The organism is Maribellus maritimus (assembly GCF_022267315.1).
Lineage (GTDB): Bacteria > Bacteroidota > Bacteroidia > Bacteroidales > Prolixibacteraceae > Draconibacterium > Draconibacterium maritimum.
On the sequence record NZ_JAIKLE010000021.1, the window covers coordinates 11,101 to 36,591 of the forward strand.

The 25,491-nt window shown below is 40.6% G+C and carries 13 protein-coding genes; all 13 read right to left on the reverse strand.

Annotation, left to right across the window (positions count from 1 at the left end; all coding sequences use genetic code 11):
- Positions 1–71 precede the first annotated feature (71 nt).
- Positions 72–2,429 (reverse strand): hypothetical protein, encoded by a 2,358-nt coding sequence (locus K5G00_RS17925; RefSeq protein WP_238767562.1) that lies wholly within the window; start codon positions 2,427–2,429, stop codon positions 72–74.
- Between the two features lie 105 nt (positions 2,430–2,534).
- A complete protein-coding gene (locus K5G00_RS17930) occupies positions 2,535–3,449 on the reverse strand; it encodes a metallophosphoesterase family protein (protein ID WP_238767563.1) in 915 nt (304 codons plus the stop codon).
- A 6-nt stretch (positions 3,450–3,455) separates the two neighbouring features.
- The gene (locus K5G00_RS17935) at positions 3,456–5,297 is read right to left on the reverse strand and encodes a hypothetical protein (protein WP_238767564.1); all 1,842 of its coding nucleotides are present in this window, start codon (positions 5,295–5,297) and stop codon (positions 3,456–3,458) included.
- 19 nt (positions 5,298–5,316) lie between these two features.
- Positions 5,317–8,271 (reverse strand): DUF1349 domain-containing protein, encoded by a 2,955-nt coding sequence (locus K5G00_RS17940; RefSeq protein ID WP_238767565.1) that lies wholly within the window; start codon positions 8,269–8,271, stop codon positions 5,317–5,319.
- Between the two features lie 93 nt (positions 8,272–8,364).
- Entirely contained in the window at positions 8,365–9,786 is a 1,422-nt protein-coding gene (locus K5G00_RS17945; RefSeq protein ID WP_238767566.1) for a Gfo/Idh/MocA family protein, read from the reverse strand.
- 28 nt (positions 9,787–9,814) lie between these two features.
- Complete coding sequence (locus K5G00_RS17950; RefSeq protein ID WP_238767567.1) at positions 9,815–14,674, reverse strand: glycoside hydrolase family 38 N-terminal domain-containing protein; 4,860 nt, start codon at positions 14,672–14,674, stop codon at positions 9,815–9,817.
- Positions 14,675–14,701: 27 nt separating this feature from the next.
- On the reverse strand, positions 14,702–15,808 hold the full coding sequence (locus K5G00_RS17955) for a hypothetical protein (protein ID WP_238767568.1): 1,107 nt from the start codon (positions 15,806–15,808) through the stop codon (positions 14,702–14,704).
- A 6-nt stretch (positions 15,809–15,814) separates the two neighbouring features.
- Positions 15,815–17,716, reverse strand: coding sequence for a PfkB family carbohydrate kinase (locus K5G00_RS17960; RefSeq protein ID WP_238767569.1), 1,902 nt, complete (start codon positions 17,714–17,716; stop codon positions 15,815–15,817).
- A gap of 21 nt (positions 17,717–17,737) precedes the next feature.
- Entirely contained in the window at positions 17,738–20,071 is a 2,334-nt protein-coding gene (locus K5G00_RS17965) for a GH92 family glycosyl hydrolase (RefSeq protein ID WP_238767570.1), read from the reverse strand.
- 28 nt (positions 20,072–20,099) lie between these two features.
- On the reverse strand, positions 20,100–22,667 hold the full coding sequence (locus tag K5G00_RS17970; RefSeq protein WP_238767571.1) for an alpha-mannosidase: 2,568 nt from the start codon (positions 22,665–22,667) through the stop codon (positions 20,100–20,102).
- Positions 22,668–22,706: 39 nt separating this feature from the next.
- Positions 22,707–23,351, reverse strand: coding sequence for a D-sedoheptulose-7-phosphate isomerase (locus K5G00_RS17975; protein ID WP_238767572.1), 645 nt, complete (start codon positions 23,349–23,351; stop codon positions 22,707–22,709).
- Positions 23,352–23,365: 14 nt separating this feature from the next.
- Positions 23,366–24,346 carry an ROK family protein gene (locus tag K5G00_RS17980; RefSeq protein WP_238767573.1) on the reverse strand — a complete coding sequence of 327 codons (981 nt, stop codon included), beginning with the start codon at positions 24,344–24,346 and terminating at the stop codon, positions 23,366–23,368.
- Positions 24,347–24,394: 48 nt separating this feature from the next.
- Complete coding sequence (locus tag K5G00_RS17985; protein WP_238767574.1) at positions 24,395–25,411, reverse strand: LacI family DNA-binding transcriptional regulator; 1,017 nt, start codon at positions 25,409–25,411, stop codon at positions 24,395–24,397.
- Between the last annotated feature and the right edge of the window lie 80 nt (positions 25,412–25,491).

A 25,491-nucleotide genomic window follows, 5' to 3' on the forward strand; every position in this document is an offset into this window, starting at 1 on the left:
TATTACATATTTGAAAGGAACCTGTCTGACACATCCTAAAAAAAGTTTACAGCTTTCCCCCTTCGGGGGAATCAGAAGGGGGCTTGTTTTAATATCCACACATCAGTTACCCGCGACTGTTTCCTCCAGTTAATATTTTCTTCATTTTCAGGTTTATCAAAAGTAATAGCCAGGTTTCCATCTTTTATAAGTCGCTTTGGCAACGGAAATTCCTTAAACTGTTCATATCCTTTTTCATATTTGGTTGGCTTCAGCGGCTCACCGTTGGCACGTAACAATGCCTCACCATAGCCGGCAATCCGAATCAAATAATTGGTATTCGGATCGAGTTCATCGTATTTCAAAATCGGTGTAAACTGAAACAATTGTGTAGAAAGTCGTTTTCTGCTTTTGCCATTATTCTCCCATAAATAGTCGATGGCATCGTCGGTTTCAGAAACAACATGTTTTGCTTCGGCACTGGAAATATTATCGTAAAAACTTCCGTCTCCGGGAGTTTCGTAGTTACGAATAAAATCGAACCATGCCACTTTTTCTTCTTCTGAATTCATCTCGCGAACTTTAGCAAACTCATCTTCCAGCCACCAAATATTATTTAAGGGATAATCAATAAAGTCGAGAACACAGCCCCGCTCTGCTCCGCGGGCATGATATCTTTCAACACTTGTTTGCAACCCCACTGACTCAAATAAATCTTCGCAATATTGAACAGCTTTTGTTCTCAAATCCTGCGCAACCGGTTTCTTTTTTGCTTTTTCCAGCACAGCCAGTGCTTCCTCCATCGCTTTTTCGGCTCCCAAAGAATTTGCTTTTGCCAAGACTTCATAAGCTTGTTGTTCCAAGCCTTTTTCGTAATCGTTGCGCTGCTGAATGTAGGCATCGTAATATGCGCGCATTACCAATTGTTGCCATCGCCAGTTATCGACCAGTTGTGGATTCTCCGCTTCCAGCATCTTCCATAATTCCAGTGTTTGTCCGATTGTTGCGTTTTCTTTAATAGGCCCAAGCCAGTTTTGCTCCAAAGCAAAAATTCCTTCTGCAGCCTTTTCTGCCACATTCCAGCCAAAAAAGAAACGGCAATACTCTCTTACAATTTGATGAATATCTTTTTTTGAATCCCAGCCCAGTTCACTCCAAAGTACTTTGTTTACATCGTCGTGAACACCGTCAGAATAGGAAACAAAACCATTGGTAAATGGCGAATCCTGTTGAAAAACGGTTTTGTAATATTCAGGCATCGGATTCGTAGCTTCCCTTCCCAACGTGAGTGCAAAAGCCTGGTCCCAACGCGGAACAGGGTATTGGCAACGAACTGTATGCGTAATATCAGGATAAAAACGATGCTCGTATTTCTCAGGTAATAATTCACGTTCCAGTTTTATGGGCGGGCTGCCGGGTCCATAAACCACACCAGCCAGCCAGTCAGGTTTTTCTTTCTCCAAATAATTGAAAAAATAACGTACTTTTTCCTCGTTAAATCCCTGCAACGAAACCCAAATTCCTGCATCCGGATGATATTTATGCAAAAGCGTTGCAAGCTCTTTCATAAAAGGCAAAACTTCCTTTGGATGATTGTGCCCCGGATCACCTCCCGGAATAAAAACATCATCAAGCCTCGGACAAGCTTTATAAAATTCTTCATGCCTTTTTATCTCCTCTGTGCGAAATTTCTCGTCTGTTAAATCAAACGAAGCCGGTGTCCATACCCAATAATCTGCATCGTATTTTTCGCATATTTTGCTCAAGCGAATATTCATTTCAGAAGGAGTATATTTCATTAAAACCGACTTGTCTTCAAATGGAATATTTTCAAAACTATTCGCTCCGAAAAGTACCTGCTCACGAAAATGCAGATCAAATTCTTCTACGGTCCATTCATCCCAGGAATTCGCCGTATTCCGATAACCAAACTGGTGCCCCCGAATAGGATATTCCGGTGAAGATGCAAAATCTGTATTGGAAGGCAACTGAAAAATTTCGTTGTGGATTTCTGCAATGCGAAGTAACCAGCCAATTCCATATAAAATGCCACGGGCATCGGCACCAATGATCCAGAGAATATTCTTACCATTTTTTTTCTCCTGAACAATGCGGAAGCCTTCTTTCTTTGTTTCAGGCAAATTGCTCCCTTCCCTCAAAGGCAAGGCAACTCCTTTTAAATCTTCATCGCCGGAAAGCGCCAGGGCAATCACTGTTTTCCCCTGCCAGGTTTCACTTTCGATCAATCTAAACGACGTTCGCTTACCAACCTCTTCTACTAAAATATCGGAAGCAGATTGCCGTACCGGCTCTTTTATGGAAGGAGAAACCAAAATCGTGGATTTCGACAAATCAAATTGATTACATTGATCGCAGGATACGATAACTTTAAAAATAATTATCAGAAATAAAAAAATAAAAGTTCTCCCCATTGCAAAAATCTTTCGCATAAAAATATTTTGACCTTGGAAAAAGAGAAAACGCTATTATGGCATTTTCTAATGTTATTTTGTCTGAATTATCAACGCTTTTAAATCAACAGGTCAAAATTTGACTTATTCTCGAAGTTTCGCATTTTTTAAACGCTCCGCCTCCCAACCATGATCTACATATTCCCATGTAAAATCATCAACATTTACATGCACCAGCACAAAACCTTCTTTTGTATTGTGCCGACGGCCTTTCCAGCCATTTCCGGCAATGGAACCACCTGTAATATAATGGATGCGATCGTTGATAACACCATATTCTTTCCAGTGAATGTGTCCCTGTAAAATCAAAACTGATTTATAATTTTCCAGCATTTGAAATATTTCAGCCGAATTACTGACGTTTCCTCTGCCATTGCTTCCTTTAACCTGCGCCCGTGATGTAATCATAGGAAGGTGCGTGGTCAAAACAACCGGTGTCAGGGTGTCTACTTTTGCCAAATCATTTTTTAACCATTTTAATTCCTCCTCGCCAAAAACGCCTGTGTATCTCTTATTCTCGGTAACATCCAGTGAATTCAATACAATAAAATGCCAACCTTTATGGTCAAAAGAGTAATATGTTTTTCCGATATATCGTTCAAACATTCCGTACTTATAATCGGGATGGTCACTGGTTTCGGGGCTTTCTGCATAAATAGCAAACAAATCATGATTTCCCAGCGTGTTGTATACCGGCATATTAAAACCTGCGCTCATCTTTTTATACAATGAAAAAAGGGTATCACCACGTGCCTGATTTCCCCGCATGACGTCATAAACCAAATCTCCGCCGGTCAAAACGAAATCCGGATTTAATTCATTCACTTTATCAATAGCCATCTGAAAGCCTTTAGGGGCATTCATCTCCGGCTTTAAATGAATATCAGTAAGAAACGCAAATGAAAATGATTCACCATCTTGCGATTTACTATTTTGACTGACAACATTTGTCGCCAGAATTACTCCTAAAACAAATACAAATAAAAATCTCCTGTACATAATCACTTAATTTACTTTTTTACACCAAACTCTTGAACGGGGAGCCATTTCCAACTTCAAAACCTGTCCTTCAGGTTGAAGTATTTCACCTGTGAAACCATCCACTAACCGGCTCTTCTCCATCAAATTTATTTCCACCAATGTTTTCGCTCTGTTATAGTTATGAATAACAAAACTACCATCCGACAAGTTTTGAAAAGTTACTCTTGTTGGTGCATTTATTTCCGGTAAATTATTCTGTTGACAAGATTTCCGGATGGTATTAGCCCATTGCCGGGGAACTTCCAATAAGCCCAATTGTCGCGGACAAAGCAGCACTTCGCCAACGGCATCAAAATCCTCCTGTGAAAAAGTATGGGTATTTATAACAGCAATATTTTTACTTTCATTTTGAACCATAAAAGCGTTGTTCGACAAATCTCCGGTTGTTAAAAGCGTTTTAGCTCCTTCTGGTACGATTTTATAATCCATGCTCATCGGAAATTCAATCTGTTCTGCTTTTCCATTGTTTATGACTGATTGAGTAATTGTTTTAGCAGGAGATAACGGCCATTTGATTTGAGCGAGTTTAGCCAGTTTTTCACCGTTTTTTGCATGAGCCAGGAATCCGGTGGTCACAACTATTTTTGCTCCCTTGTTCAGGGACTGAATTGCTTTTTCAATTACCGCATTGTCTGCAGCAGCCTGTGTAGGAAGAAATATTACCTCTGCATCTTCAGGATATTCGGATTCGGGAATGAGTGAAATCCCAAACATCCCCATATAGTCCATTAAATACAGATCTCCCCCTGCATCACTATTGGGAGGTTTGTAGGCCACAGTACCCTGAATAGGATTTTTAGCCACGGCAGCAGCCAAATCTGCCAGCTTTTCAAAATCCTGTCGCAATAAATGATGACCGGGATGACCGGAAATAAAGCTGCCAAAATTGAAAATCACCAACTCTTTTGCTCCTGCCAAAACCGATTGCCATGCCTGCTCAATAAAATCCAAATCGGTACAATCGCCATGATCGAACCAGGCACCACCCATTTTGTCGCCGGCCAGTGTTGAAATCCAGCGGTAATTAATAAATCCTTCGTAAGGCTGTACAAAACCGAAACGCTGGGTGTATTGTCCACGTGTTTCAGTGCCCACCCAAACTCCATCAAAGAGCGCAGGTTCTTTTGCCAAATCATAACCAAACAAATGAAACCGATCATACCACTGCGGAAATTTTATAATCATATTGATATCGGGATTTGCAGCTTTGGCGGGTTGAATGAAAACTGACTCTGAAAGCTCTGTTAACAGTGCACGACGGTATTCCGACCAGCTTCTGTCACCTTTGGCTGTTTTAGATTCCCGGCTGGTATCTGCTGTGCATAAAAAATCGTCAATAATAAATGTATCAAACAGCGGAGCAGCATCCTTCATCACATTTCGCAAATCATTTTGTGTTTTTTCATTTTGCCAGTTAAACCAGCCCAGGACTCCTTCCTGTTTTACACCAAAATCGCCACCAGGAACGGTTGCAATCCCACCAACGACTTCAGAGCCATTATTCTGCAGAAAAGCGACACTCTCTTCCAACAATTCAGGAGAAACGACCAAACCACTCCGGTAGACTTCAACATAAACCCTGGAGATTCCATTACAACGCAACAAAGAAACAGTTTCTCTTCGCCCTTCTTCCGTTGCAAACATTTTTTGAACTGTATGGGCAGTAACATATACACTTAAACTTAAATCATCTTTACGTGAAATTGCATAATTCCATACATCATCATTTTTGACATTTTCCGGAGCGCTACAACGCACCAGAAGAAAACCTAGCAAAAAAATAAAAACAGTCAATACTTTCCCCATGATACTATATGTTATATGGTTATTTCTGTACTTCAATTTTCCAGTCGGTAAATTCAACCCAATATTGCTTTTTATCCGGCGAACCGGCGGCTAATCCCAAATCAACGATGTCGTTAATCCCGGGAATTTCTGAGGTGTGCCGCTCGATTATCCAATTTTTACCGTCGAGACTAATATACCCGCTGAAACTGTTTCCATGCCGGACTATTTTCAGGTAAATGGGTGTTTTGGAATCTTCCGGCAGATTTTCACTATTTGCTTTGTGCATACAACCATTTGCAAATTCATCGTATTCAATTCCCGCACGACCGGGTGTGGCAAAAACCAACACAGAACCTTTGCTTCCAGGCTGTACGTCAAAACTTTTTGAAATATCATTTCGCACAAACAACCCTGCCCTAAACCATTCATTGGTACGGTTTCCAAATTGGCTGATTTTCACTGTCGCTACAAAATCGCCTTTTATTTCTTTTGTATATGCCGCAGCATATGAGTCTTCCGCATGAAAAAAATCGGAGCCACCTGCAGTAATTTTAAAACGGTTTTCTTTGGTATCTATGTCCATTTCAAAAGGTTTTGCTTTTGCCGAACAATACTGAAGTACATCCATTTTTTTTATATCGAGCGAAACGGCATCAAAAACCTGTAATGATTTTTCTGCGCTGTTTTCTATCCGGATTAGATGATCTCCGATGGGTGCCTCGGTTGCGAATGCAACCGGAGCAGATTCTCCGGCAGACAATTCAACCGGGACATCAGCAATTTTATTATTATCCAGAAAAATACCGGCATTTAATTTCTGAGAGGTGCTGGAAAGATTTCGGGCTACAACCTGCCCTATTACCTGTTCACCTTTCAGCACACGATTATTTTGAAGTTGAAAATCCTCGAAAACGACTTCCGGCCTATTTCCTGCCACATGTATTGTTTGATAAGGTGTTGAGCCAATGGCAAAACTGTGCTCACCTTCATCGTACATACGAATTTCAAAATCAATTTTACGTGCGTTATTTTTTATCACCGGAAACAATTTTTTTGAATATACTTTTCCGTCTACATAGAATTCCACAGGTGCCATTCCTGATGAACCTTTGTTAAAAACATCGGCTGAAACAGTTACAACACTACCGGCAACAACAGCACCTGAAGCTGTTATTGAAGCGGCTTCCACTTTCAGGTTTTTTTCGCTGAATTCGGGTTTACCCTCAATAATCAGTTCAGGGGAATGCTCCGGTGCTTCAATTTTAAAATTGTTCCGGTAAATGTTATCCTCGGGTAAAGCAGCGCAATATTTCATTTCCCCCTGTTCGAGATCATAAAATATATTCTCCTCTGAAGTCCATCCCAACGACATATTGTCGAACCAAAATCCCACATTATCATTAAAGAATCCGGCATGTACATTATGAATCAAATTCCGGCGCACCACGGAATTAAAAGTTATTCCGGCAGTTTTAATCGCACCCGAATCATCGGCATCGCGTTGCACATCATCGAGATGATTATATTCCACCAGGTAACTGCCATCAATGGTTTCTTCCAGGTTAGACCACCCACCAACATCGATGGCATAACGTCCGCGCGTTTTGGTAATGTAATTGTGCGAAATAGTTGTCAATAAAGTATATGCAGCATAAATGTTGTTACCTCCGCAATCGTAAATTTTATTGTTCGAGATGGTTGTTTCACGAACTATATCTCTGCCATCTACAGGATTTTCAGGACCTTTACAATACACCACTCCATTATCGATAGTTTCAAAATGATTATCGAGAATGCGGGTTTGATAACATCCCTTTTTTACGAAAATTCCGGTTCCGCTGCAGGAAAGTATTTCTCCACCTACAAATTCGCAGGCATGAGCATATTCCATACTTACAGCACTATTGCCGGCTGTTGTCCCTTCCAGTGTAATCCCGTAAAATCTTAGGTTTCTGACTGGTTTTCCCACTTTTCCTTCCATTGAGATAAGATTATTGAGATGTGGAACAGAAACAATGGCTCGGTTTGGATCTTTAATCCCGTCAACAGGAATATAACTGATTTCCTTTTGTTTCCTGTCAAAATACCATTCGCCGGGAGCATCCAGCAAATCTTTGATATTTTCGATGTAATAACGCGGCGGCACAATAACCACCCCTTCCTGTGGCGACTGAAATGTGGCAATACCTTTCTTTTCATCCACTGAAACAATTTTGTTGATTCCCGTGTGCCAGCGAAGCAACATGACAACACGATTCTTTTCCATCTCCTTCCAGTTTTTAATCTCACCTTTTCGGAAAAGCAATTCACTTGTTGTTGGGGAAATAGCCGGGGGCACAAAATATCCTTCATTAGGTGTCCGAGCCAGCATTTGACGTCTGTCGTTTACCACCAGCATAGCGGCTGTATCGGCAGAAAATGGTGCACTCCAGACATTTCCATTCTTTTTCCAGCTGGTAATTAATGTACCTCCGGAAATAACCGGTTTTTCTCCCGGATAGGCTGCGTAAGTTACATAGTAGTCTTTTAATTTATGATATTCAAAAGCACCCGACGGCAAATTGGTTTCTACACGCTCACCACCGTCTTCCGGAGAGTAAACAAGTGGCTCATCAAGCGAATAAAACCCTTCGCGAACGGCTACCAAAATATCACGTCCTTTTCCATATTGATGTGGCGAACCGATATACCTGGTTTCCACCGGTTCTTCTTTTGGTAGGTAGACTTCGGATTTTAGTTCCCGAACCGCCTGTTGCGCCCTTTTTAGCGTGGCAAATGGCCCGTCAGTTCTTGCTGCATTGGGCTCAGACACTGTTCCAGACCAACTATCGTTCCCATTTTTTGCCACATAAAAATCAGCTTTCTTTGTTGGAACGAATTGTTGCCATTCCTCACCACGAAGTAATTTTCCATCACGGGGTGTATTTTGAGCAGATAAATTAATCTGAAATAAAATACCTAACAGAATAAAAGAAGATACTATTTTCGCCATATCAATTTTCGGATAAAATATTTTTTTCGTATTTGATTTATTGATTCCCAACACAGGAATATAATTTCAATTCCCTTTTAGGATAATATTCTACTAACTCATTTCCCATCCCTGTCTTACAGGTTCTCGTATAATTTGGTCAGCGTCGGGAAGTCCAACAGCTTTCATATTTTTGCTATCCCAATATATCCTCTCCCCACCCATCCGCAGGGATAGTACTCCCAAAAGCGTTATTTCAGTAAGTCTGGAAGCATATTCAAAATTTGATAAAGGTTCAGGACCTCCTTTAATGGCATCAATCCATTCCCGATGATGCCCTTTTGAGCGTGGAAGTGAAGGTGGCGGTGGCGTAAAAGATTCCCGCAGGCTTTCCGGATAAATCTCGGGAGAACCACTAGCTCCGCCATTGGTTAAAATAATCCCTTTTTCACCAATAAACATAGCACCTCTTGACTTAAGCCTGACATTTCGAGGCAAAACGGCAGGATGTTCCGGTAAAAGACCTCCTGACAACCAGGTCAGCTTTAAAGGTGGTTGGTCGCCTCTTTCAGCAAAATAAAAATGACCTATTTCTCCATAAGGGGTAATTTCATTGCTCCCCCTGTTCCCGGCAGGAAATACCTGCACACTCTCTGGTGCTTCAAGGTCAAATGCCCAGGTTGCCGCATCCATATCATGGCAACCAAAATCCCCCAGTGCTCCATTACCAAAAACCCAAAAATCACGCCATGTAAATGGAGCATATGCATTATTGTATGGGCGAAATGCAGCCGGGCCAACCCACAAATCCCAGTTAAAACCCCGGGGAACTTTCATCTCCTGTGGAGGATACCCCGTGAGTCCTTTCAGATACCTTGTTGCCCCAACCCACGAATAAGCCTCATGTACTTTTCCTATTACACCGGAGCGGAGATATTCAACCGTTTGCCGGATGCTGTCGAGCGCATGTAGCTGGTTTCCCATCTGGGTAGCCAAACCTGTTTCTTTTGCTACTTCACGTACTTTTCGTGCTTCCCAAATATTATGTGTTAAGGGCTTCTGACAGTAAACATGCTTCCCTGCCCTCATCGAGAACAAAGAAACATATGCATGGGTATGATCCGGAGTACAGCAAATAACAGCATCAATTGCCTTATTTTTCTCAAGCATTACCCGGAAATCTTCATACTCTGTAATTGTATAATTTGGCGTCTTTTGAGCATAATGCTCCTCTATTAACTTTTTTCTTGGCTCCCGGCCACTATCCTTTTTATTTAACCTTTTATTATCCGAATAATTGACAGGATCGGCAACACTGATTATCTGTACATCATCATATTTAAAAACCTCATTCAGGTGATGCATTGATATATCGCCGGCACCAATCAGAGCAATATTCACTTTATCGCTTGGGGGAACAAAACCTTTGCCACCGATAGTGCACCGGGGTAAAATCATAAAACCCGCACTTACAGCCGATGCTGTTTTAATAAATTTTCTTCGGGTTGTTGTGGTTTGTTTTTCTTCTTTATCCATTTTGTTTAGTTATCAAGATATATTGTGCTCACCTGTTTTCAGAAATACCAACAGGTTCCTCTTCCATTTCCAGTTTTCCCAAAACAGGCATGTAATCTGTGTATCCGAAATAGGTGAGTTTGGCCGCCAGCCACGCTGCAACATCCTCCTTCGGAAGAATACTTCCATCGTTCAATTTGAAAATCAGTGTCTGAATTCCATTAGCTTCCACAGAAAAATCCTGCTGCCAATCTTCCACATTTATTAATTGAATTGGATTTACTTCCGCCATGCCCCATGTTTCCACCGGACCAATAATGGAAACGTTTCCAAAAATTTCCTGAGCAAAAGGATTTGTAATTGTGATAACAAGTTCATTATCTTTTATTTCAGAAGCCCAATCTAACTTTTGTTCAGCTTTTAGTTCAGTTTTATTGTGTCCAAATGATTTTTCTGGAAGATTGTATTCCAATACATCAAACAGTTCACTTCCCTGTAAATTGGTTGAAGCAACTACAAAACCAGGCATTGCACCGTGTCCTTCTAAAACTATAGATAGCGGAAACACCTGTTCACCACCTGCATTTACGTGATATTCAATTTCATCAGGAACCACCCGGATTCCGGGAGGCGTTGTTAGTTTTATTTTCCCGTCAACCGCCATATCAGTATAATCGTTGGTAACCGACACTTCCAAAGCCTGCACTTTTACATGTCCATTACTGTTGTTAAATGAATTAAGATCTCCTAATATTTTTAAAGTAACAGGTAAATTCCCGGTTGGGGCGGCACCACTGTTATGCTCCCAGAACGGCGTATAAATTCGCTTGCCTGTTTGCGGCTTTTGAGCAACCGCATTTTCACGTTCTCCCTTCAACGACAATAAAAAAGTTTCGATGGAATTGGCTCCTACTTCCGAAGACAGTCCTTCACTTGAAAAGGTCACTGTTTCCGGATTCCGTTCCATCATATTTACTTTCTCTGCTTTTTTTACAGGAAAAGAAGAATTCAATTTCAAATTGGCAACAGAACCATTAGATTCATAAGCCCTTACAACAATTCCATTGTTTACGTCGGTAGCTACTTTGCCAGAATAAGCCTCAACGCCATTTGTTTTCGGTTTGATGGCTGATATAATTACATTATTGTCTTCTGTACTAAAGAAACTCTTTTCTGCAGGTAATTTGCCGGAATGAATACTAGTCTGACACGCCATCAACGGATTGTTAAATTCCATTCCTTTTTTCACCAAATCAGCATCCCTCCAGTTTCCTTTGTGCGGAACCAGCGCATATTCAAAAACATGGGTTTTTCGTTCCGGGAAATCGTGCGTCCAGGTTAGCAGAGGCGATTGCCAGGGGATGGTATGCATTAATGGCAACACCATTGTTCCATCATTTTCGATGCTCACGGCAATATTTCCCCGGTTTAACAGTGCCATTCCATAATCAGGTACACTGTTTTCCAGATTTGCCATACAAACAGCTTCGTCCATTTTAACTGTACTGTTTTTATCGAGACCAGAAACGATTAAGTTTACTGCTTTTTCCAAAGTTGCATCGTCTTTTGCAATAACAGCAAGTACCGGCAAAGCAAACCATGCGCTGTCGATTTCATTATCGGTTGTAAAGAAATAGGCAAAACCATTTTCTTTAATATTTTTATCTATCTGCTTTTTCTGTGACGAACTTAATTTGGCATACAATTTTTTTGTGTATTTATTCTCTCCCTGAATTCCCAACGAAAAACTAAAATGACGATACAAAATATCTTCGCCTCTTTCAACCGAATCAAAAGAAGGGGTTGCCGTAACTCCTTTTTTGGCCAGAGCCTCCATCAGCGAAAACCCTAATTTTCGTGCATTTCCCTTTTGCGGTGTAATTATTTCAGCCGGGCCAACAGCCACTGAACCAGCGTTTCCAAAATCAACTTTTACAGAATAACTGTAATCCAGCCAATTGTTGCACGAATTCATGGCATGGCGCGAAGTCCAGGCCACATCGGTACTGTAGTATTCCAAATACCCTTTGCTTTTGAAATAACTTTTGGTTGCAAAGCGATCTTCAAAAACAGGAATGGCGCCGTCCAAATCAATAGGAAAACCAATACAATACAAATCCCGATCGTTTTTCCTCGCCCGGTCGTCATTTTCAATAAGGTTTTTCCCGTCCATTCCTTTGTAGTCCACCAGCGTTGTACGGAAATCGATGCGAGGCACGCCATTATACAATGTAATTTCCTGAATCCGATTTTTCATTCGATCCATCTCTCCGGTTACAATCAATTTTTTTCCAAGTGCATTTTCTTCCACTTCAATTTTACAGGGAGTATCTTTTGAAAATTTCTTCTCGCCGGTAGTTATAAAACGCCAGGCCGGTTCAAAACCCGGGCCTTCTTTTAACTGAATCAATTCATTTCCCGGATGGCCTGTTTCTTTTTTTATGTACTCTTTGCCAGTAGATTTATCAATAATGCTGGTAATCCCGCCGCCCATATTTTCATCGCATGTAATGGAAAAGAATTCATTTTCAATTTTAAAAGTTGTACTGTGTTTCGTTTCTGAATTTCCATTATCTCCATCAACAGGAACTGCCCAATACGTTTTGTAGCCTACCGAAGGAACTGCATTCGCCATAAAATGGACATTTGCAATGCTAATCTTTCCGTTTATTTTTTCCAAAACTTCCATTTCCAAAGCTGAAATATTCCCGTTCTCATCTACCATTTTGAATGCCTTTACCGGTTCTTCAAACTTCAGAACAGCAGAAACTTTATCGTTTCGCTCCCAGTTTAGCGGATTAAAAACCACCAGGGGCATACCTTTTTGCGCATCCGTTTGTACCTGTTCTGCAATAAAACTTTGTGCATCAGCCAAGGCTTTACTGCTTAAATCCAGCGCTTCGTGGTATCCCTCTGTCAAATCCAGGTAAGGAACATCGGCTCCACAACCGGTAATTCCATCGTGGTGCTGGCCATATAGTAACTGACGCCAGGCTTTATCCAGTTCCAAAGCAGGATAAGCCTGCCCCATTAAATTTGCAATAGTTCCAAATTTTTCAGCAGAAAGAACTGTATTCTCTGCCAGACGATTGCCCATTTTTAAATCGAAGCGGGATAATTCACAGCCTTCGTTGTATTGCGATTCATCTCTGGAAACAAGTGGAATATCCAGCTTATCTTCATTTTCCTGTTCTTTTATATCCTTAAAATATTGTTCAGCTCCATCGGGGCGTGTTGTAACCCCGGGAACAAAAGTTTTAAAAATATCCGACCTGCCGATATACCATGGAGTAGGTGCTTTTTCATCGAGTGCGTCCAAAATGAAATTATATTTTATACCCGGAATTTCGCTTTGCTGCTCCTCTATTTGTTCTTTAAAATGTTTACGGGTGTTCAAATCCAAATCATGAAAATTACTGCTTGAGAATCCACGATATACATAAGAAACTTTTCGATTCAAAAGTGCAGTCCCATCGGGTGACAAGGAGTGATATACATCCGGTACTCCGGGAACCCGAACAAAAGGAGAACGGTAATTTCCACGTTCCCACGTTGTACCAATAAACTCCGATTTTGCAAGAATTTGCGGCAACTGAATGATATGCCCAAACACATCCCACGGCGTATAAACTTTAGGGGCATCGTGCAAAACATTTTCATGAAACAAACGACCGTACAAAACATTGCGAATAAAAGCCTCGCCTGAAATGGAAGTTTCATTGGGTTGATTGTAGGAACCTCCTGTTTCAATCTGGCCCGTTTTTATCATCTCCCGAATCATTGCTCGTTCTTTTGGGTGTTCTGCGTAGTATGGTTTCAAATAAGCAATTTCATGCAAAAACAAACCAAAATTCGGGTCAACCTGGGCGGCACGCAAAAACTGATATAAATTAGAAAAAGACATTGCCTGGTAACCCGACTGGCTGTCTCGCCAAACAGGATCAACATGAAACCCCTGAACTAAATAAGTTTTCCCATCGTTTACATCACTCCGTTCCGTTTCTACAGAAAATCTTTTTTGGGTTTGTGCTGTTTTTATAAATAATTTTGCATTTAGTTTTTTTCCAAGAAAATCTTCCTCCACCGGCGATTCCAGATTTAGCCACTCAAATCCTCCGGGAGCAAGTTTTTCAACCACAAGCGTCTTTTCTTTCCTTCCCCGTTCTTTCTCAACACCAAAGGAAAATGGCCCTGTTTCAGATTCTGAAACATTAAAAACCATAATATCAAACAAGTCGGCAATCTCATTTTTTGAAATTCTTTTGGCAGCTTCGCTTACCACCGGTCCCCAAACGAAAAGATTATCATCAACCCGGTCAAGTTTTTTATAACGGGCATACAACCACCAGTTTCCCCCATCATTATCGACTTTTGCCAGCAACAGATTTTTCCCTTTTTTAAGTCCAACCGGAATATGATCAGTATCGGGGCCACCGGCACGAACTTGGCTATAAAAATGAATGAGTTTCCCATTTAACCATACCTTCAGCCTGTCGTTACTTCCAAATTTCAAAACAACAGGCTGGGCATGCTCACATTCAATTACGGCTGCTGCATATACCACATTTTTTTGGTTCGGCTCTACCAATTCACGAAAATTAAGGCGTCCGCTTTTTTCTGCTTTTGCATATTGCCACTTCACCTTACCATTGGGTATTGAATTACTTAGATAGCTTTTACCAATTTGTGGATTAATGTTAGTTTCACCTCCATCAGAAAGTAAAAAATCAGTATTGATATTTTCGTTTTCATCACTTGGAAAAGGCCCGCAAATCAACCAGTCGGAAATAAATTCATCATCGGTAAACGCATGTGAAAAACTTTGTCCTTTTGCAGTAAAAACAAACAGACAAAAAAAACCAATTGCAAACACATACGTTCTAATTCGTCTAAAAGTTTGATTAGCCATAAAATAGGTTTAGGTTGCAGTAATTATTTAGCTCTGAAGCTTTTGATAAAGAGCAAGTAGAAAATCGCGATTATCGGCTGTCAGATAATGCATCTCTCCGCCCATTCGATTAAACGTTTTACAGTAACGTAAATAGTATGCCGGATTATCCATCGGTGGTTCCCCGTCTTTCGCCCAATCCCAGTCAGATTCCGCTAAATCCACAATCAACATATAATGATTATCGATATGGTTACCGTTTTGAATTTCAACATTCTGAGACATTGAGAGTGATTTTTCAAAAATCATGGGCGACATCACTGCCGAACCAACCGAAAGATAAACTCCATCTTCGAGATTGCTTACACTTTCTGCAAAATACAAGAAATCGGTCAATGCAGTACGTCCAATAGCAGCCCCGTGATTAATCGGGTGATTGTAAATAATATCGTGTCCAAACATAGGGTGACCAGTAAAAGGAATTCCTAATGCATAGGCATTTCCCTGTACTGAATATTTTTTGAAAGGGTGTGCAACCTCCATCCAGCCCGGCTTCAAGCCAAACTGTTGAATTGCACTTGCCAAATCAACTGCTCCGGCGGCGGCGGCAGGCTCGCTTTCCATCTTTTGCTGCACCTGTTTATATAAAGTTGATAGTGCAGGAATTTCCAAACCTTCATTTTTAATCATTTTTCCAACAGCTTCGCCGTAACCAAGTCCTTCGTAGGCGCCAACAATTATAGCCAGATTGATATAAAACCCAGTGTCGTCCCAGATTCCAAACTGGCCAAGGTTTACGTTTTCACGCACATCCTCGCTGGATTTTCCCTGATATGAAAATTCCCAATCGTGGATAATGCCGGCTCCGTTGGTTGACAGGTGCGTAACCCAACCGTCTTTCATTAATGCGATGAGTGTTGGAGCCATTCCATTTTTAATGGTGTGTGCACCGAAAGTAAGCATAACCGAACGGTTTAATCTTCTCGCCTTTCGAATACGTTCTGCTGTTTTCTCAATTAGCTGAACCCCTCGTTCACTTAAATGTTCCGGCTGATGGTCAACCGGAATATGATCTTTTTCAATATAAACTTTATTTTTTCTATCGACCAGTCTTTTTACTTCCAGTCGACTCCTATCAAATTTTGGATAAGGCATAACTTACTACGCTTGGATATTTAACAACTGCAATAATTTAGATAGTTGGGAAAAATCTGGAATTACAATGTCGGCACCAGCTTTAATCAAACGTGTACGTTTACTTTCATTTAAACCGTGGCGTTTTAATTCATTACTTGCAATTCCTACAGTAACTCCTCCTCTTTTGCGGGTTTCACGAATTTCTACCGGACCATCGCCAAACGCAACAACCTGACCGGTGTTTGAATCGCCAATATCATTCAAAATACGGTCGAGAACCATTTTTTTGGCTTCTTTATTTACGTCGCCAACTGCGCCATAAATTCCTTCAAATAAATGGTCGTAACCTAAAATGCGAGCTTCATTTTTTACATCTTCTTCATCTGTGCCACTGGCCAAATACATTTTAACACCGGCTTTATGCAAGGCTTCCAACAATTGCACAGCATTTTTCAGCGTAACATCTTCCAAAGAAAGCTCATCTCTTGATAATTTTGCTTCGCGGATTCGAACCATTTTCAAAAGGTCATTATTGTAAATTTCTTTGTAGCCAAATTCATCTAAAATTTCTTCTTCGGGCACCAAACCAAATTCTTTTACCAAGTCAACCAAGCCTTTCATTTGCACCAGCGTTTGTATTCCCGTTGTTTTGTCGATAAAATCGATTACCCGGATTTGCACTTTATGATACAAAGCTTCATCTGCATCCTGAAAATGAGTGCCAAGAATAGCTTTCATCATCATTGGCTGCATAATATGTTCCCAACCTTCGCGCAATGTTGAGATGGTTCCGTCGTGGTCAAAAATTGCATGACTAATGCTTAACTCCTTACCCCACTCGTTTACAACTTCTATTTCAGAATTGTCGAAGTATTTTGCATGACGCGTATCTTCCGCTAATTCCGGATTATAAATAAAATCCGGATCTGTTCCAATTTCCAGAATTTCTTCAGGTGAAGCCGTTCCTGTCTGGAATAATTTCTGCACGGTAACGCCAGCAACATAAGAGCCAATTTCAGCAGCTTCTTCCATTGAATAACCAGCTGCCAAAGCCGACGCAGCGCCAGCCAGATAACTATCACCAGCACCAACGGTATCCACTTTTGAAATAATCATCAACCCCTGAATATCGGTAACTCCGCCTTCATCAACAACAACAGAACCTCGTGAGCCACGAGTAATGAACATTGGTTTTCCGAACTTCTTGTATAAATAATCAGCTGCATCTTTCACTTCTGAATAAAGTACAACATCTGCTGCATCTTTATCAAGGCCAAACAAACGAGCTGCTTCTGTATCGTTCATTTTCCGATAAGCACCGTCATAATAATCGTTATAATTTCGGCTGTCAACAATAAATATTTTTTCAGGAAAACGCTGAATTACTTTTACCAATTCAGACTTAAAATACTCTGTATGAATTCCCGATAAAACCTGCTGATTAATAATAATAATATCTACTTCAGGAACAGTATTTATTAAATTCTGAATTAATTCGTTGGCCGTTGCTGTTGAAAGACTATTAAAATTACCAAAATCAATTCGTCCTTCTTCAAAATCGCCCACATAAGGTTTTGTATAAACATGTGTTGACCAGTCTCCTGATTGAATCAATAAATTATCGGGGTTAATTCCGTTTTCGCGCATAATTTTAACCATCTCTGTTCCATAGGGATCTCTTCCAAGCACTCCAAAAGCACGAACGTCTTTTACGCCCATGGCCGTGAGATTGTTTGTTACGTTTCCTGCACCTCCCAGTGAATACCGTTGTTCTTTCACCGGCCTTGTTTTCTGACCTGTTTCAATAGAAATCTCACTTTTTGACTCATCAATAAACCAGTAAGCATCCAAACAAAAATCGCCTACAACGGCAATCTTCACCTCATTTATTTCTTTTAAAACTTGTTGTAATTGTTCTTTATTCATTTCTTAAAAGTGTTTTCTATGTTAATTCGTTTTTGTCATTGAAGGAGGTGCATCTTCCGGTTTCGTACCCCACGATTTATTTGGTTCAACTCCCATTTCAAATACCAGCGCACTGCCGTTTTTAATTTCGCTGTGGCTAAACCATGTTTTGTTTAAAGGATTTCCGTTTAATGTGGCGGATTGAATATATTTATTGTCCTTGCTGTTGTTGATTGTTTCTATTGTAAACTCAGGAGCTTTGTAATATTTTTCATTAAGATGAATAACGACTTTGGCAAACTCCGGGCTACCAATTGCATATAAATTCTGACCGGGGGCAACTTCATAAAATCCCATCGAGCTTAACACATACCAGGCTGACATTTGTCCCATATCCTCGTTTCCACACAAACCGTCCGGGCCTGTATGGTACAATTCATCCATTACTTTTCTGGCTAACTCCTGTGTTTTCCATGGAGTGCCAGCGTAATCATACAAATACAAAGTGTGGTGACTAGGCTCGTTTCCGTGTGCATACTGTCCGATCAAACCGGTTACATCTGAAACTGTTTCCTGTACTTCGGAACTCATTGTAAAAAGCGTATCCAACTTGCTCTCGAAGTTTTCTCTTCCGCCTTCAAAATCAATCAATCCCTGCACATCGTGCGGAACGAACCATGTATACTGCCATGCATTTGCTTCTGTATAGTGGCGTTCATCTCCATGCCCGACAAAAGTTGGGTTAAATGGATCCAGCCATTTTCCTTCGCTATCTTTTGGGCGAGCCAATCCTGTTTCCGGATCCAATACATTTTTATAATTGGCGGCACGTTGCATAAAAAATTTATAATCATCTTCTTTTCCCAAAGCTTTTGCCAGCTGGGCCACACACCAATCGTTGTATGCATATTCCAGTGTTCTTGAAACCGATTCCCGAACTTTGTTGTACGGTAAATAACCGTCTTTCAAATAATAATCCAAGCCTATTCTACCTCTTGAACGGTGATCGGCAGGAGGTGTTTCCATTGCATTTTTCCGAACAGCTTTGTAGGCTTCCTCTGCATCAAAATCGGCAATTCCTTTTTGAAAAGCATCTGCAATCGCAGCCACTGGATGGTCGCCGATCATGTCGTTTGTATAGCTATTTCCAAACTGTTGCGGTGTAGGTAGCCAGCCTCCCTGTTCGAACTGAGCCAACATGGTGCGAATTGCATTTACATTTCTCTGTGGTTCAACAAGTGTAAGCAGTGGCATTTCCGCTCGATGTGTGTCCCACAACGAAAAATCGCTTAAATAAGTAAAGCCTTCCGCGGTATGAACTTTTCCATCCAAACCAACATATTTTCCATCCACATCGCTAAAAGTTGCCGGAAAAAGCAAGGAATGGTATAGTGCAGTGTAAAACGTTGTCTTTTTATTCTGATTGTAAGTTTCATCATTTCCATCCGGAGTCTCAACTTCAATTTTGCCCAACGCGACATTCCATGTTTGACTGGCTTGTTCTTTTATTTCATCAAAATTCCAGCCCGGTATTTCTGTATCTAAATTCAGCCGAGCCTGCTCGACACTTGTATAAGAAATTCCAATCTTTACCTCGATGGTTTCGTTTTCAGTAGTTTCGTAATCAACAAAAGCACCGATGTATTTTCCTTCGTCCTCTTTTGATCCTGGTTTTATATTTTCTTCATTCCATGTTCCGGATGCTTTAAAGGGTTTACTGAACCGTGCGCAGAAATATACGTTTTTGTGTTTGACAAAACCATGCGAAGCACGATGTCCCACAATCTCCGTGTCGCTAACAATCTCAATTTCGCTACCTTGCCTGTATCTTTCACGAATACCATGTCCGGCATCAATAATAATATGTGACGCGTCTGATTCCGGGAAAGTATAACGATGAAAACCAGCTCGAGGCGAAACTGTTAACTCAGCTTTTACCGCGTAATCTTTCAAAAAAACCGAATAATAACCAGCCGAAGCAGTTTCTTCTTCATGAGAAAAACGAGAACGGTATCCTTCGTCGGGGTTTACTTTACTTCCGGGATTAACCTTTACTTCGCCGGTAGTTGGCATAAGTAAAACATCTCCCCAATCACCTGCCCCCATTCCACTGCGGTGCAAATGGCTAAACCCCATCAATGAATTATCCGAATAATGATAACCGGAACACCAGTCCCAGTCCTCAGTTCCGGTATCGGGACTCATTTGAACCAATCCTCCGGGCAGAGCTGCCCCGGGAAAAGTATGGCCGTGAAAATCGGTTCCAATCATCGGATCGACATAAGCCACATAATCCTTGGATTCCATCTTAACGCAGCCCGTTACAACAAGGCTTGCAACTATTAAAAAAGTGTTGATTTTAAATATTTTATACATCTTTGTCTATTTAAATTTTTCAGAAAAATCAAAGCTCTTCCAACACATTTACTTCACTTACCTTACCTGAATATGAATTCAGTCTGAGACTCTTAATCTCGCAGGCTCTAAATTTGCCACTCCATTTACTCCCTGCAAAAATCAAATCGATTGATGCAGTTGTTGGTATCCCCGATGATTCAACGCAGCGAACAATTATATCGCTGTTATCTTCAGCTTGTTTTATTGAAGTAACAATTATATTTGTTTTATCAACTTTGAGAAACGAATCTGACTTCGACAGTTTTCCTCCATGAATTCCCTGATATATACATATTGGAGGCGCCATAAATTCTTCAGCTGTCATTGCAACATTATTTTCCTTCCACGAGTCACTATGAGGAACAAGTAACATTCTGAATGTATGAATTCCCTGATCCATCCACCGGTATTCATTTTCCGGGCTCAGTTTTTTCGGTCGGTGATGCGCAAAAACGGCAGAACGTGCAACAGAGATTCGTGCATCATTTTCGTTAACACTGTAACCATATTTCGCATCATTCATTACGGTTAGTCCGTAAGTTTTTCCGTTTTGTTTTCCTGTTATGTCGATCCATCGCTGACCAGGATTCTCATCTCCATTTGCTTCGCGGACAATATGTCCGTAAGGAACCTCATAGGTTGCCTCGGGGGCCTTCACATTTACCGGAAAAGAAAATTTCAGCATTTTGAGGTGCTCATGCCAATCAAGCGATACGTCTGCTTCAATATTTCGCGAAGTTTTTGACAGCGACCAGTCGATTGTTAAAGTTGAATTTCCGTAGGTACTAACCACCCTTACAACGGCTTTTACCGGACCATTTTGAATAACTTTAACTTTGGCATCTTCAAAGGCTCCGATTTCATCAGAAAAGGCTTTAACATCGTGACTCCATGTATCGCTTGGATCGTCTAGAATAATCGCTTTACAGCCCTTCTGTTTGCCGGCAAAAACTTCATCTCCTGTGCTCTTATCCAAAATTCCAATTTCTCCATTTTCAGAAAAACTGATCTTATAAAATATGTTTTCAACCGTATTATTACTGACGGTTACACCATCTTTTATGGAAGGTGAATCAGCGTCCATAAGCCGAAGCTGACGATACCCAAAAGCAGGTAACGTCACTTCTGTCAGTAGCTTTTTTCGGCTACCAGTTTCAGTCGTTCCCGGGGCCCACTGGTGAGGAAGCGGATTTCCTTGCTCATCTTCTACTCTTGATGATTTGTGACGGTCATTCCAGTTAAAATCGTACTCCACTGTTTTCCTTACTTTCCATGTATTCGGATTAAAAACAACCATATACTCTGATTCGGGATCTTCCGCAGGAATTTGCCACTCCAGTTTCTGAATTGTCTTATACGTAGCCTGATGTGCTGTATCTAGGGAAAAACCATAACCCTCGCGGGCGGTTGCCGAGTGTTCAGGTAGTGATGTTCCGGCGAGACTATCATGAAACTGAAGAAAAAGTACACGTTGCCAGGCGACAGAAAACTCACTTTTGGGGTAATTTGCTCCCCATGCCTGTGAGCCAACAGCGGCCAATTTTTCTGCAGTAACAAGAGCGGCTTCCGATTGCCGGTTTCCTTTTTTAATTTCTATTTCTGCTGTATAACAACCTTGTGCATGGTGTTGTAAATCTTCATTTACCGTCGGTAACTCAAGATTCTTATTATCTATTTCTTCAAAATACTTCTCCATCGTGCTAAAAAGTATTTCAGGTGCACCGTTTTCAGTTTTCAACTGCTCTATCGACTTAATATTTTCTTTTGTCGCACCACCTCCATGATCTCCTGCTCCGTAAAATGCCATAAAATTCTTCATCGGCTGATTATGAAAACGTTCCAGCACCTGTTCCACTCGCCTGTTTACAGGTTGTGTTTCGTTATAACTAATAGGAATACGATAGGTTAGTACTTTTGAACCGTCGGGACTTTCCCACCAAAACAGGTCGGCTGGAATTTCCTTTTCATGCGGCCCAGGACGCATAAAAACATAATGTTTCATTCCCTGCAGATTCAAAATTTGCGGTAATGTTCCGGCGTGTCCAAACGAATCGGGGTTAAAAGCAATCTTAGCTTTTCGTCCCAATAAACGTTCAAAGGTTTTCTGTCCGTAAAGTCCCTGCCTTACCATTGCTTCGCCATTGGGAATATTAACATCGGGTTCTACCCACCATCCTCCAACAATATTCCATCGACCCTCTTCTACGCGTTTTTTAATCTCTATTAGCATCTGAGGATCATTTTCAGCCACCCACTGGTAAAACTGCGCTGAACTTGCGACAAAAGCGAAATCAGGTGTTTCATTCATCCTGTCCAACGCAGATTGAAACGTACTGTGAACAACTGACATTCCCTCTGCCCAGGGCCACAACCATACAGGATCGATATGAGCATGACCTATCATATGAAAACGATAATTTGATGCTTCTGCTGGCCACGAAATTTTCCCATCGCTGTTTGTTGCATAAATTGCATTGACAGGAGCGAAAGCAATCATAGCTGTTCCCGCTACTGTCCGGGTTAGAAAATCTCTTCTCGAAAAAGAAGAACCGGAAGAGGTTTTTGACTTTTTCATGATAATGGTAGTTTTATTGATTCGCTAATTCTTGTTCGCTTAATCCAAGTTAAAGACCTTATCTTCAATCATCATACATATTGCATGGTAAACAGGCAAGTGTAATTCCTGCACATACGCAGTTCGTCTTTCCGGAACATTTAATAAAACATCGCTCAATTCTTTCAATTTTCCACCGGTATCACCTGTAAAGCCGATGGTTTTTAACCCCTTTGCTTTAGCTACCAGAAATGCATCGACCACATTTTGTGAATTTCCCGAAGTACTCAGTCCAATCAGAATATCGCCTTCGTTTCCTAATCCGGTAATTTGTTGGGCAAAAATCAGGTCTCCGTTTATGTCGTTTGCAACCGCAGTAATTAAGGCATTATGAACCGTAAGTGATACTGCAGGCAGCCCTTGCTGTAATTTCAATGCAAGTTCTTTTCCTCTTTCCGGCGAGAGCGTGCTTAATCTTTTCTGGATTTCTGAATCCAAAGGACGATGTCCTTCAAAACTTTTCATTAACTCTCCTACGATATGGTCTGCATCAGAACAGCTTCCGCCATTTCCACAAACCAACACTTTCCCCCCATTTTTGTATGAATCTATTATTATTTCTACTGCTTCTATTATAGATTTTTCCAATGGAGCAAGATTGCTATATCGTTTTAGCAATTGCTGCAAAATACTATTTTCTTTCATTGTTACTGTATATATCAAAATTCATTTTCATAAATAGCCACGCCAAGTGCAGCAAAATCACCGATTGATTCTCCAAGAAGTGCTGGTTTTATCTTGCAAACTTCAATTGCAGCGGGAATAGCTTCCTCTTTAAGAATTCTGTCAACATGTGGTTTAAACAACATTTCATTACGAGCATAAATACTTCCAATTACAATACATTGGGGATTAATTATATCAATAAGAACAGCCAAACCCCGACCAAGATATTCTGCTGAAATGCGGATAATTTCTTTTGCTACCGGATCATCGATTTTTGCAGCCATAGCTACATCTTTTGCTGTGAGCTCTGCCGCCATTTCAATATTCGGACAAAAATCAACAGTCTCACCTTTCCTTAATTTATCAGTTACAACGGAATTTGCCAACTGGGCAATTCCTCCCCCACTACAAAAACCTTCAAACGAACCGGCTTTTCCAAAACCAACCGGTCCTTCATCGGCCAAACGGATATGACCTACTTCTCCTCCTAAATCGTTGGTTCCGGTATAAAGCCGACCATTCAAAATCAGTCCGGATCCCATTCCTGTTCCAAAGGTCAGAAAAACCATATTTTGAGTTCCTTTTCCTGCGCCCATCAGCCATTCTGCCAGCGCACAGGCATTTGCATCGTTCTGAAGAGCAACAGGCACACCGTATTTTTTATTAAAAATTTCAACTATCGGTACACTATCCCATCCCGGCAAATTTGGCGGAGAATAAATCACCCCTTCCTTTGAATCCAAGGGGCCTCCGCAGCTTATACCGATACGTCTTAGATTTTCTTTGGGATATTCTGCAAATAACTTGTCTATTTGGTAGTGGAATTCATCTAATATGTCAGTGTAACCTCTTTCTGTTTTTGTATCAAATCTAATCTTCTTAAGAATATTGAAGTGCTTATCTCCAATTACGATTGCGCATTTTGTACCTCCTATGTCCAGGCCTATGTAGTATTCGTCTATATTTTTATCCATTCTTTAAATCTTCTTAGTTAAATCGGTTTAGCTAAAATATAAAAAAAATTATTTACTGCTTGATTTTCTTTCAATAAATCGCGTATTTAATATTACTTTTTGCTTTTTATGCTCTTTATTTTTAATATTCTCCAACAAGATCTTAACTGACTCCCTACCTATTTCTTTTAAAGGTTGCGCAATTGCAGAAATTGGAGGAAAACTAATTTTATAAGCATCCGGGTCGTCAAAACTCACCACTCTGACGTCGCTCGGAACCTGCATCCCCAACGAATGAATACTTTCCAATCCCATTACTCCTATTTTACTTGTAGTGAAAAGAATTGCTTCAACTCTATCTTTAGCCGACAATAATTCTTTTATCGCATAAAACACATCGTTTTTTTCGTGTGAAAAAGGCATTACTTTTATTCGCTCTTCCAATACCGGGATATTTGAATCAGTAAGAGCTTTTTTGTACCCTTCCAGTCGCTGAATCATATTAACCAAACGGGCACTTGTTGTAACACATGCAATCTTTCTAATGTCATTATTTATCATATGCTTCGTTCCTTCATAAGCGGCCTGAAAATTATCCACAACCACATAATTGGAGTCAATATCTGCAAAATATCTGTCAACAAGTACATAAGGAGTTTTACTAGCCTCAAGTGATAAAATTTGCTCTTCACTTCCTTCTGGTGGAGAAATTATAATTCCATCCACCTGCCCCTGCTGAAGCATTTCTATTTGCTTCTGAGAATTTTCAGCCTTTTCATCTGAACTACAAAACATTACACGATAACCGTGAAGAGATGCTTCTTTTTCAATTTCGCGTCCGAGTTTACCAAAAAAAGGATTAGCCATATCGGCAATAATTAGTCCTATTGTGTTTGTTTTTCCAGTTCGTAAACCTTTAGCAATTTGGTTTGGTCGGTAATTTAGCTCCTTTGCCAGCTTTTTTACTTTTTTTTGAATGTCTTCACTAATGCGGTGTTCTTTTCCCTTTCCATTCAGCACCAGAGAAACCAATGTTTTTGAAACTCCGAGTTGTTGTGCGATATCGTTCAGTGAAGTTTTTTTCATTAATGGGTTATTTGTTTGGATTTGAAACCAAAAATAAGTATTTAAACTAAAACGAACATAATAATTGAGCTACAAAAGGT

Excerpts from the sequence above, each read along its gene's own strand:
- K5G00_RS17970 (WP_238767571.1), bottom strand. The coding sequence starts at position 22,667 with ATGAAAAAGTCAAAAACCTCTTCCGGTTCTTCTTTTTCGAGAAGAGAT.
- K5G00_RS17930 (WP_238767563.1), bottom strand. The coding sequence starts at position 3,449 with ATGTACAGGAGATTTTTATTTGTATTTGTTTTAGGAGTAATTCTGGCG.
- K5G00_RS17925 (WP_238767562.1), bottom strand. The coding sequence starts at position 2,429 with ATGCGAAAGATTTTTGCAATGGGGAGAACTTTTATTTTTTTATTTCTG.
- K5G00_RS17950 (WP_238767567.1), bottom strand. The coding sequence starts at position 14,674 with ATGGCTAATCAAACTTTTAGACGAATTAGAACGTATGTGTTTGCAATT.
- K5G00_RS17945 (WP_238767566.1), bottom strand. The coding sequence starts at position 9,786 with ATGGATAAAGAAGAAAAACAAACCACAACAACCCGAAGAAAATTTATT.
- K5G00_RS17980 (WP_238767573.1), bottom strand. The coding sequence starts at position 24,346 with ATGGATAAAAATATAGACGAATACTACATAGGCCTGGACATAGGAGGT.
- K5G00_RS17985 (WP_238767574.1), bottom strand. The coding sequence starts at position 25,411 with ATGAAAAAAACTTCACTGAACGATATCGCACAACAACTCGGAGTTTCA.
- K5G00_RS17975 (WP_238767572.1), bottom strand. The coding sequence starts at position 23,351 with ATGAAAGAAAATAGTATTTTGCAGCAATTGCTAAAACGATATAGCAAT.
- K5G00_RS17960 (WP_238767569.1), bottom strand. The coding sequence starts at position 17,716 with ATGAATAAAGAACAATTACAACAAGTTTTAAAAGAAATAAATGAGGTG.
- K5G00_RS17935 (WP_238767564.1), bottom strand. The coding sequence starts at position 5,297 with ATGGGGAAAGTATTGACTGTTTTTATTTTTTTGCTAGGTTTTCTTCTG.
- K5G00_RS17940 (WP_238767565.1), bottom strand. The coding sequence starts at position 8,271 with ATGGCGAAAATAGTATCTTCTTTTATTCTGTTAGGTATTTTATTTCAG.
- K5G00_RS17955 (WP_238767568.1), bottom strand. The coding sequence starts at position 15,808 with ATGCCTTATCCAAAATTTGATAGGAGTCGACTGGAAGTAAAAAGACTG.
- K5G00_RS17965 (WP_238767570.1), bottom strand. The coding sequence starts at position 20,071 with ATGTATAAAATATTTAAAATCAACACTTTTTTAATAGTTGCAAGCCTT.